At 61.8% G+C, this 11,904-nt stretch carries 13 protein-coding genes; 7 read left to right on the plus strand and 6 right to left on the minus strand.

The window, feature by feature from the left end; genetic code table 11:
• Positions 1 to 69: 69 nt before the first annotated feature.
• Complete coding sequence (locus tag LCH64_RS25895) at positions 70 to 933, minus strand: universal stress protein (protein WP_103486529.1); 864 nt, start codon at positions 931 to 933, stop codon at positions 70 to 72.
• Between the two features lie 159 nt (positions 934 to 1,092).
• Between LCH64_RS25895 and miaE the strand changes: the two genes are divergently transcribed.
• The 3 genes from miaE to LCH64_RS25910 all read left to right on the plus strand — a co-directional run bounded on the left by miaE (position 1,093) and on the right by LCH64_RS25910 (position 3,843).
• The gene (miaE, locus tag LCH64_RS25900; RefSeq protein ID WP_226501700.1) at positions 1,093 to 1,701 is read left to right on the plus strand and encodes a tRNA isopentenyl-2-thiomethyl-A-37 hydroxylase MiaE; all 609 of its coding nucleotides are present in this window, start codon (positions 1,093 to 1,095) and stop codon (positions 1,699 to 1,701) included.
• 147 nt (positions 1,702 to 1,848) lie between these two features.
• Positions 1,849 to 2,556: a response regulator gene (locus LCH64_RS25905; RefSeq protein WP_045122404.1), complete on the plus strand. Its 708-nt coding sequence runs from the start codon at positions 1,849 to 1,851 to the stop codon at positions 2,554 to 2,556.
• A complete protein-coding gene (locus tag LCH64_RS25910) occupies positions 2,557 to 3,843 on the plus strand; it encodes an ATP-binding protein (RefSeq protein ID WP_003224101.1) in 1,287 nt (428 codons plus the stop codon).
• Between the two features lie 118 nt (positions 3,844 to 3,961).
• Here LCH64_RS25910 and LCH64_RS25915 read toward each other — a convergent pair whose 3' ends face one another.
• Complete coding sequence (locus tag LCH64_RS25915; RefSeq protein ID WP_226501701.1) at positions 3,962 to 4,450, minus strand: GFA family protein; 489 nt, start codon at positions 4,448 to 4,450, stop codon at positions 3,962 to 3,964.
• Between the two features lie 210 nt (positions 4,451 to 4,660).
• Here LCH64_RS25915 and LCH64_RS25920 point away from each other — a divergent pair, with 210 nt between their 5' ends.
• The 3 genes from LCH64_RS25920 (at position 4,661) to LCH64_RS25930 (ending at position 7,866) form a co-directional block, all read left to right on the plus strand.
• Positions 4,661 to 5,545 carry a LysR substrate-binding domain-containing protein gene (locus LCH64_RS25920; RefSeq protein WP_226501702.1) on the plus strand — a complete coding sequence of 295 codons (885 nt, stop codon included), beginning with the start codon at positions 4,661 to 4,663 and terminating at the stop codon, positions 5,543 to 5,545.
• 99 nt (positions 5,546 to 5,644) lie between these two features.
• Positions 5,645 to 6,766 carry an agmatine deiminase gene (gene aguA / locus LCH64_RS25925; RefSeq protein WP_226501703.1) on the plus strand — a complete coding sequence of 374 codons (1,122 nt, stop codon included), beginning with the start codon at positions 5,645 to 5,647 and terminating at the stop codon, positions 6,764 to 6,766.
• 2 nt (positions 6,767 to 6,768) lie between these two features.
• Positions 6,769 to 7,866, plus strand: coding sequence for an extracellular solute-binding protein (locus tag LCH64_RS25930; protein WP_226501704.1), 1,098 nt, complete (start codon positions 6,769 to 6,771; stop codon positions 7,864 to 7,866).
• Positions 7,867 to 7,972: 106 nt separating this feature from the next.
• On the opposite strand, the gene LCH64_RS25935 is transcribed toward LCH64_RS25930, so the two are convergent.
• The 3 genes from LCH64_RS25935 to LCH64_RS25945 are packed head-to-tail and all read right to left on the minus strand — an operon-like array spanning position 7,973 to position 10,503.
• Positions 7,973 to 8,590 carry a DNA-3-methyladenine glycosylase gene (locus LCH64_RS25935; RefSeq protein WP_226501705.1) on the minus strand — a complete coding sequence of 206 codons (618 nt, stop codon included), beginning with the start codon at positions 8,588 to 8,590 and terminating at the stop codon, positions 7,973 to 7,975.
• A gap of 1 nt (position 8,591) precedes the next feature.
• Positions 8,592 to 9,389 (minus strand): isocitrate lyase/phosphoenolpyruvate mutase family protein, encoded by a 798-nt coding sequence (locus LCH64_RS25940; RefSeq protein WP_003224110.1) that lies wholly within the window; start codon positions 9,387 to 9,389, stop codon positions 8,592 to 8,594.
• A 31-nt stretch (positions 9,390 to 9,420) separates the two neighbouring features.
• Positions 9,421 to 10,503, minus strand: coding sequence for a bifunctional transcriptional activator/DNA repair protein Ada (locus LCH64_RS25945; RefSeq protein ID WP_226501706.1), 1,083 nt, complete (start codon positions 10,501 to 10,503; stop codon positions 9,421 to 9,423).
• A 108-nt stretch (positions 10,504 to 10,611) separates the two neighbouring features.
• On the opposite strand from LCH64_RS25945, the gene LCH64_RS25950 reads away from it, so the two are divergent.
• Positions 10,612 to 11,025 (plus strand): VOC family protein, encoded by a 414-nt coding sequence (locus LCH64_RS25950; RefSeq protein ID WP_226501707.1) that lies wholly within the window; start codon positions 10,612 to 10,614, stop codon positions 11,023 to 11,025.
• Positions 11,026 to 11,028: 3 nt separating this feature from the next.
• Here the strand turns inward: LCH64_RS25950 and LCH64_RS25955 are convergent, their stop codons facing one another.
• Complete coding sequence (locus tag LCH64_RS25955; RefSeq protein ID WP_226501708.1) at positions 11,029 to 11,649, minus strand: LysE family translocator; 621 nt, start codon at positions 11,647 to 11,649, stop codon at positions 11,029 to 11,031.
• Positions 11,650 to 11,904 lie beyond the last annotated feature (255 nt).

Genomic DNA, 11,904 nt, shown 5'->3' on the forward strand with positions numbered 1-11,904 from the left:
TGTGTTCGACATCAATCCACTGTGGGAGCGGGCTTGCTCGCGAAGAGGCCGTTTCAGGCACCGCAACGCTTAATGCTTCACCGCCAACTCCACCAGATGATCCTCAACCTCCTGCGGCTTGAGCACCAGCACATCGCTTTCCAGCGCATCCAGCACCACTTCGGCGGTATTGCCGATCAATGCGCCTGACAACCCGGTTCGCGCCACGGTGCCGATCACCGTCACCGCCGCCTGCAGCTTGTGCGCCATGAACGGAATCAGCACGTCCGCCGGGCCTTCCTCGATGTGCAGATGCTCGTCATCCACATCGAATTCAGCCTGAAACGCCTTGCACTGCTCGCGATATTTCGCCTCGATCGTCGACTTGAGCTGGAACACCGGATCCGCCGAGGACAGCATCGGCGACGGATGGGCCGTGATGACATGCAGATGCCCCTTGGCGAGGCTCGCGATGTCGTAGCCGTGATCGATGATCGTGGTGTGCAAATGCCGGTGCTCGCCATCGGCATTGCCGACATCGACGGCCGCCAGAATCACCCGGTCTTTCCACGGTGTGCTGGTTTTCACCAGCAGTACCGGGGTCGGGCAGTGCCGCAGCAGTTTCCAGTCGGCCGGGGTCAGCAGGGCTTTTTTCAGGGCGCTGTCGGGGAAGTGCTGTTTGACCACCAGCCCGCAGCCTTCGGCCTGCTGCACATCGATGATGGTTTCGTGCAGGCTCTCGTTCCACGCCTGTTCGGTGGTCACGCTGTAGCCATCGGCGATCAGCGCGGCTTTGAGTACACCGAGCATGGCAGCGTGGTCGTGCTTGCGGTCGCACACCAGCAGGTGCAGATGGGCCTGCGTCACGCCGGCGATCAACTTGGCGCGCTTGAGCGCCAGGCTTTCCGAATGTTCGGGGTCGATGACCACCAGAATGCTGCGAATGGCTTGCATGAGCGGAGTCTCCAGCAAAGAAAAGGCACGGCGTAGCACAACTATAGTTGCTGCTCATATGCCTGCGACTTGATGCATATCAACGCCTGCGACTGGTGGTCTGCGGGCAGGCCGGTATAATCGGCGGCCTTTGCTCGTACACCTTTTACCGTGAGCCCCATGATCCTTCCCGAAATCCACGAATTCCTTGGCTGCCGCACGCCCGACGCCTGGGTCCAGGCGGCACTGGCCGATCAGGAAACCCTGCTGATCGACCACAAGAACTGCGAGTTCAAGGCCGCCAGTACCGCGCTGAGCCTGATTGCCAAGTACCATTCCCACGTCGACCTGATCAACATGATGTCGCGTCTGGCCCGGGAAGAACTGGTGCACCACGAACAAGTCATGCGCATCATGAAGCGCCGCAAGATCGAGCTGCGCCAACTGCACGCCGGGCGTTACGCGTCGAGTCTGCGCAAAGTGGTGCGCAGCCACGAACCGGTGAAACTGGTGGATACGCTGGTGGTCGGCGCATTTATCGAAGCGCGCAGTTGCGAGCGTTTCGAAGCGCTGGTGCCGCATCTCGACGAAGAACTCGGCAAGTTCTATTTCGGCCTGTTGAAAAGCGAGGCGCGGCATTTTCAGGGTTATCTGAAACTGGCTTACCAGTACGGCGACGCGAAGGACATCGCTCAGGTGATCGACAAGGTCCGTGCTGCCGAGCAGGCGCTGATCGAGTCGCCGGATGAAGAGTTCCGCTTTCACAGTGGTGTGCCGGCTGCGGCCTGAGACACAAACTGTTAAAAACTCTTAAGAGTATGAAATATCACCGAAAACCGGCCCCTGTGGCCGGTTTTTGCTGCCCGAAACAACGCCTCGGCGGCGATTGCCGCCATACTGTCGCCCACTTCACACATGGGTTGGCAGACGGTTGTTATGGATAACCTGGGTTTTGGCAAAGTCCTGCTGGTCGAAGACGATGAGCGTCTGGCCACGCTGATTGCGCACTTTCTCGAGCAGCATGGCTACGAGGTGCGCGCGGTGCATCGCGGCGATCTGGCGGTGGCCGCGTTTCTTGAGTTCCAGCCCAAAGTGGTGGTGCTCGACCTGATGCTGCCGGGGCAGAGCGGGCTGCACGTGTGCCGGGAGATTCGCAGTGTGGCGGACACGCCGATTGTCATCCTCACCGCCAAGGAAGACGATCTCGACCACATTCTCGGTCTGGAATCCGGCGCCGATGACTACGTGATCAAACCGATCAAACCGCCGGTATTGCTTGCTCGGCTGCGCGCCTTGCAGCGGCGCCAGGTGCCGGACAGCGGCGTGGTCAGCTCGCTGGAATTCGGACGGTTGAGCATCGATCGCAGCTGCCGCGAAGTGCGTCTGGCCGGCGAGATCATCGAAATGACCACCATGGAATTCGAGCTGCTGTGGCTGCTGGCCAGCGCTGCCGGCAAGACCCTGTCCCGCGATGACATCCTCAATCGCATGCGCGGTATCGCTTTTGACGGGCTCAACCGCAGCGTCGACGTGTACATCAGCAAATTGCGCAACAAACTCAAAGACAATCCCCGCGAACCGGTGTGCATCAAGACCGTGTGGGGCAAGGGTTACCTGTTCAATCCGTTCGCGTGGGAGCTGTAAATGCTGCGGTTATTCCTCGGGCTGTTTCTGGTGATGACGGTGGGGCTGGTTCTGGCCCTGCAAACCGTCGAGCACACCTTTAACGCGTTGCTCGACAATCAGATGCAGGCCTACAACCGTGAAGCAGTGCGCGGTCAGGCGTGGTCACTGGTCGAACACATGCGCGATCAGCAGGGAGCGGCGCGTGAGCAACAACTGGAAGCGTTGCGTCCGCACTACGGTCTGTCGCTGAAACTGGTCGAGGCCGATCAACTGGCGCTCAGCGCTGAGGAAAAGGCCGAACTGGCGCAGAACCTGCTGGTGATTCGCGACAACTACACCCAGTTCATCAGCAACATCGACGGTGGCTCGCAACTGCTCAGCATCAAGCTGCCGCCCGAGCCGAGCCTGATGCCGTTCTACATCGCGGTGGCTTACGCGATGCTCGCAGTGCTGATCGGCATCGTCCTGTTCTTCTGGGTGCGTCCGCACTGGCGTGATCTGGAAAAACTGCGTCTGGCCGCCGAACGCTTTGGCGACAACGACCTGTCGGTGCGCATTCAACTGTCGAAACGCTCGAACATTCGCGATCTGGCCGAGCACTTCAACCTGATGGCGGCACGCATCGAGAGCCTGATCGCCAATCAGCGCGAACTGACCAACGCGGTGTCCCACGAACTGCGTACGCCGATTGCGCGATTGTCGTTCGAACTCGACCAACTCAAGCAACAGCCGGACGCCAGTCAGAACCGCGAACTCATTGCCGACATGTACGCCGACCTTGGCGAGCTGGAAGAAATGGTCTCCGAGCTGCTGACCTACGCCAGCCTCGAACGTGGCGCGACGGTGATCAAGCGTGAAAACATCCAGGCCGCCAACTGGCTCGACAGCGTGGTCGGCAGCGTCGCGCTGGAGGCGGAAGCGGCGGGGGTGCAGTTGCTGATCGGTGACTGCCGACTCGACACCGTGCGCATCGAGCCGCGGTTCATGGCGCGGGCGGTGATCAATCTGCTGCGCAACGCCATTCGTTATGCCGAGCAGCGAGTCGAAGTGACGCTGGTGCGCAGCGGCGATTACTACGAAGTGCGGGTCAACGACGATGGTCCGGGTGTGCCGGTGGAAGGTCGGGAGAAGATCTTCGAACCGTTCTCGCGGCTGGATGCCAGTCGCGATCGGCGAACCGGTGGTTTTGGCCTGGGGCTGGCGCTGGTGCGGCGGGTGTCGCAGTCCCATGGCGGGCAAGTCGAGGTCGGGGAATCGGCTTGGGGTGGGGCGTCGTTTCGGATGACCTGGGCGCATCTGGACTGATTTGGGTTGGCAGGTTGGGCCCCATCGCGAGCAGGCTCACTCCTACAAGGGAATGCATTGCAAATGTAGGAGTGAGCCTGCTCGCGATAGGGCCATCAATCACAGCGCGAAACTATGCTCATTTGACCAACCCCAACCGCTCATGCCACTGCGCAATCGACTCCTCGGGATACACCGCAAACTGCTTGTCCTTGGGTTTCGCATCCACCTCGACCCAGGACGCCTTCGACCCGAGCATCAAATGCGTGTGCTCCGGCGGCACCGGCAGCGGCGTATCGATGGCCGAAGCGAACGGGTGAATCAGTTCCGGCCATTCCGGGCTGAACAGCCACAAACCACTGCCGCACTGCGAACAGAAATGCCGCTCGGCTGTGCTGCGATGGGCACGTTTTTCGCCTTCTTCCTTCATCTTCGCGTGGTAGATCGAGATGTGCTTGCGACCCTGGACTTTCAGACTGGCCGCATCGCCGCCGAGGTTGATCGCGTAACCGCCACCGCCCTGGGTCTTGCGGCAGATCGAGCAGTAGCAGCGTTGATAAGGGTAGGGGTGGGCGCTGGTCAGACTGAAGGTGACGGCGCCGCAATGGCAGGAGCCTTCGAGGTGCATGATGGGCCTCCGGTTGGTTGAAGGGGGTGCGGTTGAGCCTAGAAGATTTTGCAGTGTTTGTTCTGGTGCCATCGCGAGCAGGCTCACTCCTACAATTGGAATGCATTTCAAATGTAGGAGTGAGCCTGCTCGCGATGAACGATAACTCGGTCGCACTGGACGCCTGCTCAAGGCCCGGTCAGCATGTCCCCAAAAAAGGCACCCCAACCCATGCGAAGACTCCCCTCACTGGCCGCCCTGCGAACCTTCGAATGCGCCGCCCGCCACGCGCATTTCGGTCGGGCCGCCGCCGAGTTGTGCGTCACCGACAGCGCGGTCAGTCACCAGATCCGTCAGCTCGAAGAACAACTCGGCGTCTCGCTGTTCATCCGCGAAGGCCGGCAGATCCGCCCGACCATCGCCGCCGGACGCCTGATGCAGAGCCTGCAACAGGCCTTCGAACTGATCGGCGAGGCCTGCGATGAGCTCCGCGATCCGTCCTCGCTGGCGGTGTTGCGCCTGGCAGTCACCGCCGAACTGGCGCAGAAGTGGCTGATGAACCGCCTCACCGATTTTTACGCACGCTATCCGCACATCACCCTGCATCTCTACGAGCAGCCGATTGACGCCAGTGCCCCCGGCGAAGACATCGATCTGGCGATCACCTACGGCACCGGCCCGGTGGACAGCAGCGCCTATTTCGTGCGGCCGTTGCCGGCGCTGCAATTCTTCCCGGTGTGCAGCCCCGGGCTGTTCAACCAGGGCACGTTGAAATCCCCGAAGGACCTGGCCCGTCATTGCTTGCTGCACGACGATCAGGACGGCAAGACCTGGACCGCCTGGCTCACCAGTCATGCCGGAGATCTGCGCCCGCAGCGCCAGTTGTATTTCGCTCACGCCGGTCTGGCGCTGGAAGCGGCGGCGCAGGGGCAGGGCGTGGCGATGGGCGACAACCTTACCGCGCAGGAGGACTTGCTGAGCGGACGCCTGGTGCGGCCGTTCGCGTCAAGCATGACCGCGCTGGGCCAATACGCGCTGGTCTGCGAGCGAGTGCGACTGGAACGTCCGGCGGTGGCGCAGATGCTCGAATGGTTCAACGATCAACTGGCCGATTGATGAGTTGAATTCAACTGTTCCGCAATAATCATCGTTGGCGGGCCAGCCGTCAGCGACCGTAGCCTGTGGTCATTCCCAACCCCAAGACGAGGTTTGACCATGGCACGTTTGCTCGACTCCACCCCCAAACACGACGGCTTTCGTCTGCCCGGCGAATTCGAAGCCAAATCCGGTTGCTGGCTCGGCTGGCCGGAGCGCACCGACGTGTGGCGCAACGGTGCGAAACCGGCGCAGAAAGTCTGGGTACAGATTGTCAGCGCCATCGCGCAGAGCGAACCGGTCACCGTGTGCGCCTCCGCTGCACAATTCGCCACTGCGCGCCGCCAGTTGCCACCGCAGGTGCGCGTGGTCGAGATGACCTGCAACGACACCTGGTTCCGCGACAGCGGTCCGTGTTTCGTGGTCAACGACCAGAGCGGCGAAGTGCGTGGCGTCGACTTCGAATTCAATGCTTATGGCGGCCTCGACGGCGGCCTGTATTACCCGTGGGACAAGGACGACCAGATCGCCAGCAAGATCCTCGAAATCGAACGTTTCGACCGTTACCGCGCACCGCTGATTGCCGAACTCGGCGGCATCCAGAGTGACGGCCAGGGCAGCATCCTCACCACCGAACAGTGCCTGCTCAACCGCAATCGCAACCAGCATCTGGGCAAAGACGAGGTCACTAGACGCCTGACCGATTACCTCGGCGCCGAGCAGGTGATCTGGCTGCCACGGGGCTGCAAGTTCGACGAGACCGATGGCCATGTCGATGATCTGGCGTGCTTCGTACGCCCGGGCGAAGTGGTGCTGCAATGGACCGACAACCGCGATGATCCGCAGTGGGAAATCTATCAGGAGGCCTACGACATCCTGCGCAGCACCCGCGACAGCCGTGGTCGCGAGTTGATCGTGCATAAACTGCCGCAACCGGACGTGCTGGAGTGGACTGCCGAAGAAGCCGAAGGCCTCGATCAGCAGGACAGCACGCACACCCGTCAGGCCGGCACCCAAATCTGCGCGTCGTACATCAATTACTACGCCGGCAACAGCTCGATCGTGGTGCCGCTGTTCGGTGATCGCAACGACCAAGTGGCCCTGGCGACCCTCGCCGAACTGTTCCCGCAGCACAAGATCGTCGGCATCGAAAACTCCCGGGAAATCCTCCTCGGTGGCGGCAACGTCGCGTGCATCACCATGCCGCAATACGCCGGCGCGCCTCAGAAGAAGGGGGTGTGATGATGGGCCTGCACAAACTGACTCAAGCGTTACTTCTGGTGCTTGCACCCCTGTGTGTGCAGGCCGCCGATACCGCCAGACCGGTGGTCAACCTGTACATCTGGGGCGAGTATCTGGCCCCGGATACGCTGAAGAATTTCGAGGCGCAGACCGGTATTCATGTGGTCGCCGATCACTTCGATTCGCTGGAAACCGTGGAGACCAAACTGCTCACCGGGCGCAGCGGTTATGACCTGGTGCTGACCGCCGGCCAGCACCTGTCGCGGGCCATCGAGAGCGGTGCGATCCAGCCGCTGGACAAGGCGCGGGTGCCGCATTTTTCCGGCGTCGGTGAAGAGTTCCGTCAGCACATGGCGGTGTTCGATCCGGGCAACCGCTTTGCTGGAATCTACGCTTGGGGCACGACCGGCGTCGGTTATCAGGAGCAGGCGATCAAGCAGCGTCTGCCGGAGGCGCCGACGGACAGTTGGGCGATGCTGTTCGATCCGGCAGTGGTCTCTAAATTTGCCGATTGCGGGGTGAGTCTGCTCAACGATCCAAACGAAGTGTTCGCCGCGGTCATGAAGTACCTGGGCCTGGACATCAACCGGCAGAACCTTGATGACCTGAAGCTCGCCGAGCAGCAACTGGCGAAGATCCGTCCGTACATTCGCTACTTCGACAACGACCTGAACATCAGCGACCTGGCCAACGGCAACACCTGCGTGGCGATGTCGTGGAACGGCAACGTGGCGATTGCGGCGGGGCAGGCGCAAGCGGCGAGCAAGCCGTTCCAGCTCAGTTACCGCATCCCGAAGGAGGGCACGCTGATCTGGTTCGACGCCATGGTCATTCCCAAGGATGCGCCGCATCCGCAGGCCGGGCTGGCGTTGATGGATTACCTGATGACTCCCGAAGTGATCGCGCCGATCACTGACACCATCCATTACGCCAATGCGATCACGGCGGCGGATGCTTTGGTCGATGCCTCGATCCGAAATGATCCGGGGACGTATCCGTCGGAGTCGGTGCGGGCTTCGCTGTACAGCAAGAATGACAATGGCAAGGCGTTCAATCGGGCTTTGATTCGGGCGTTCAGCCGGTTGAAGTCTGGTCTCTGATTTGAGGTTGAATCGACTGACGCCTTCGCGAGCAAGCCCGCTCCCACAGGGGGAACGCATTTCAAAATGTGGGAGCGGGCTTGCTCGCGAAGAACGATAACGCGGTCTATCCCTTGGCCACACGCCACAAATACCACGCCGCCACTGTTCGATACGGACTCCACGCCAAGCCGATTTCGATCATCTGCTTGCGCGTCGGCTGCACCTCCAGCCCCTTCAAGCGCCGATAGCCCTCGCGCACGCCAAAGTCATCCGCCGGCAAAATATCCATGCGTTCGAGGCTGTAGATCAACAACATCTCCACCGTCCAGCGGCCAACCCCGCGCAGGTTGACGAGGCGTTCGATCAACGCCTCGTCGTCCATCGCCAGCGCGGTGGGGTAATCCGGCACCACGCCGTCCAGCGTCGCCTGGGCGATGCCCTGAATAGTCGCAATCTTGCCCGCCGAAAAGCCGCAGCCGCGCAACTGATCAAAGTTGGTCGCGAGAATCTGCTCAGGCCGGGGAAACGTCTGCCCAGGAAACAACGCCACCAGGCGCCCGACAATCGCATCCCCAGCCTTGGCGTGCAGCTGCTGATAGGCAATCGCCCGCACCAGCGATTCGTAAGGCTCACGCGTCGGATGCGGTTGATGCAGACAGGGGCCGACCGCTGCAACGTGTCGCTGCCAGCCCGCGTCGAGCGCGGCCAGAAACTCGCTGGCCGCCTGATAACGATCCAGCATGCTATTTCAGCAGTCCGTTGACTTCGCCGTAGGTCAGCGCCTTCAGGTCGTGGGTGTCGAGCTTGCCACTGGCGAGGAAGCTCTTCACCAGCGAACCCATCGCGCCATAAAGGAATTCGGCGATGCCGGAACCGGCACTCAAGCGGCGCACGCCCAGGGCTTGCAGCTCAGTCGGCGAGGGCAGACAGGCGAAGCCGAGCACGTTCACCGGCAGTGACGTGCCCTTGCAGATTGCCTCGATTTCATACGCGGCAGTCACGCCGGCAGCAAACAAGCCATCGGCCCCGGCCGCCTGGTACAACGCCGAACGGCGCAGGGTTTCGGCGACGCGATCCTCGGCCGGTACCAGACTCTTGAGGTAGACGTCGGTGCGCGCATTGATGAACAGCTTCACATCGCGCTTGCGGGCGACTTCGCGTGCCACTTCGATCTTGCGCACCAACAGTTCCGGGGCGCCGCTGCCGTCCTCGATATTGATCCCGACCGCACCGGCAGCGAGCACCGCGTCGATGACTTCGGCCACGCGCCCGAGGTCATCGGAATAACCCGCCTCGATGTCCACGCTCAACGGCACCTTGATCACCCGGGCGATGGATTCCACGGTTGAAATCAGCCGTTCGAGGGGCAGGGTATTGCCATCCGCATAGCCGTGCGCCCACGCGACCGCCGCGCTGCTGGTAGCGACAGCCTTGCCGCCCGCTTGCTCGACCAGCCGCGCACCGGTGGCGTCGGCGACGTTGGTCAGGATCAGCAGGCCATCCTGGTGTAACTGGTGAAACCGAGTGTCGAGCGCGTTCATCGAAATCCCTTCTCGTGAGTGGTGCAAATCTTCAGAAAGCCAGTGGTTGCGTGAGCTGCACCGCAGCGTTTTCCAGTCGCAACAGAAACGCCTTGCGCGGCTGCCCACCACCATAGCCGGTCAGCGAGCCGTCCGCACCGATCACTCGATGGCACGGCACCACGATCGCCAGCCGATTGTGCCCGTTGGCCAGCCCCACCGCGCGACTGGCGCCGGGTTTGCCCAAACGTGCGGCGAGGGTGCCGTAGGTGCTGGTGTGTCCATAAGGAATGTGCAGCAGTTGCTCCCAGACTTGCCGGTCGAACGCGCTGCCGGGCAGGTGCAGCGGCACGCTGAACAGAGTGCGCGTCCCGGCAAAATATTCGTTGAGCTGCTCTTCGATCAGCTGCAAATGCGCGTTGTGCCCAGGCGCGACCACGTAGCCATGGCGGATCTGTAACGCTTCGACTTCGCGGGTCAGCGCCGGGCGATCGAGAAACTCCAGCAACACCAGTCCGCGACGTTCGGCCATGGCGATCATCGGCCCCAGCGGCGTGGTCAGGCGGGTGAACAGCAGCGGCTCACTGTTGGCCGCGCGCCCCGGGGTGATGTGGAACGACTTTTGGAACGCATCGCGAAAACCGCTGAGCGATTCGTAGCCTGAGTCGAACGCCGCATGGTCAATCGAGGTGCCTTGGCGAATCCCGCCCAGCGCCATGCCGAGTCGGCGGGTACGCAGCCACGCATGAAAAGTCATGCCGAAATGCTGCTTGAACCAGCGCCGCAGTTTCAGCGGTTCAATACCTTCGGCCAGCAACTGTGCATCACTCCAGCGCACCTCCGGGTCGGCATCGACGGCTTTCAGCAGGCGCTGCACCCAGTCGGGGGCGATGGCGGCGGCGTCCAGCGGTTTACAGCGCAGACAGGCGCGATAACCGGCCGACAGGCACTCATCGGCATGGGCGAAGAACTCGACGTTCTCCGGTTTCGGCTTGCGCGCCGTGCAACTGGGGCGGCAGAAGATCCCGGTGGTTTTCACGGCCGTGAAGAACACCCCTTCGTAGGCGGTGTCGCGTTCGAGCATGGCGCGAACCATCTCGGCGTGGGGCGGCAGCAGTGCGGTTTGTATGTTCATGGCCTGAGCTTAAATCCAGGATTTCGATGGCTCCACCGAAAAATCGACAGTGAATTTTTTCGATTCTGCACCACAATCAGCGGGTCGCCGATTCGATGGAGCCAACCCATGCAGCCGTTCATCATTCAACACCTCGATCACATCGTCCTGCGGGTCGCCGATCTGCAACGCAGTATCGATTTCTACGGTCAGGTATTCGGTGCCGAGGTGGTCAAGCACAACGAGAAAATGGGCCTGGTGCATTTGCGCGCCGGGACCTCGATGATCGATCTTGTCGACCTGCAGGGCGAGCTGGGCAAGAAGGGCGGTGCGGCGGCGGGTACCGAACGACGCAACGTCGATCACTTCTGCCTGCGTATCGAGCCCTTCGACGAACCGGCGCTGACCCAACACTTGCAGGCACACGGCCTGACCGTGGAAAAAGCCGCCAGACGCTTCGGCGCCGAGGGCTACGGTCTGTCGCTGTATTGTTTCGACCCGGACGGCAATCAAGTCGAACTCAAGGGGCCGTCCGAGGCCTAGGCCTCACGCTCGTTTGGCCATCAACAGCACCGAAGCCGCCGCTGACAACAGCCCCGCGCAGCAACGGTTGAAGATCCGCTTGCCGCGCGGCTCGGCGAACCAGCGGCGCATGTGCAGGCCCATCCAGGCGTAGGCGCCGATGGCGATCCATTCCAGCAGCAGGAACAGCGTGCCGAGCACGGCGAATTGCGCTGGCACTGGGCGGCTCGGGTCAACGAATTGCGGCAGGAATGCCGTGAACAGCAGGATTGCTTTCGGATTGCCCGCCGCCACCAGAAACTCCTGACGCGCCAACCGCCAGAACCCCACCGACGCTCCCGCCACCTGCTGCTCGGCCTCGGGGTTGGCGCGCCACAGTTGCCAGGCGAGGTACAGCAGGTACGCCGCGCCAATGATCTTGATCGCATGGAACAGCCATTCCGAGGTTTGCAGCACCACCGACAACCCGGCGCCGGCGAGGGCGATCATCCCGGCGAACGCGATAATCCGCCCGACGCCGGCCGCGCAGGCCCGGCGATAGCCATAGCGGGTGGCATTGCTGACCGACAGCAGGTTGTTCGGGCCGGGGGCCATGTTGAGGGCGAAACAGGCCGGGAGAAACAGCGACAGCGTGGCGAGGTCCATGGGCTTGGGCTCCAGAGGCGATACGCTTTTTTATCACAGGCTGCGGGCGCGCTGACCCGTACAGTCACGCGGTGCTGTCGCGGTACAGCCTCGATAACTCCCTTAGTCGAGTCGAACTTTTCCGATTTTGCGGAACTCTGAAAGGTCAGAAGGCGATGGTTTCGTCCGAAAAAAAACTGTGCGCCAGGTCAGAAAAGGTATTTGCCGTGTAGTATCCGTCCAACGTTGCAAGCACCCCGCATGGCCCCGAAGCGG

This window comes from Pseudomonas sp. MWU16-30322, assembly GCF_020515535.1.
Lineage (GTDB): Bacteria > Pseudomonadota > Gammaproteobacteria > Pseudomonadales > Pseudomonadaceae > Aquipseudomonas > Aquipseudomonas fluorescens_H.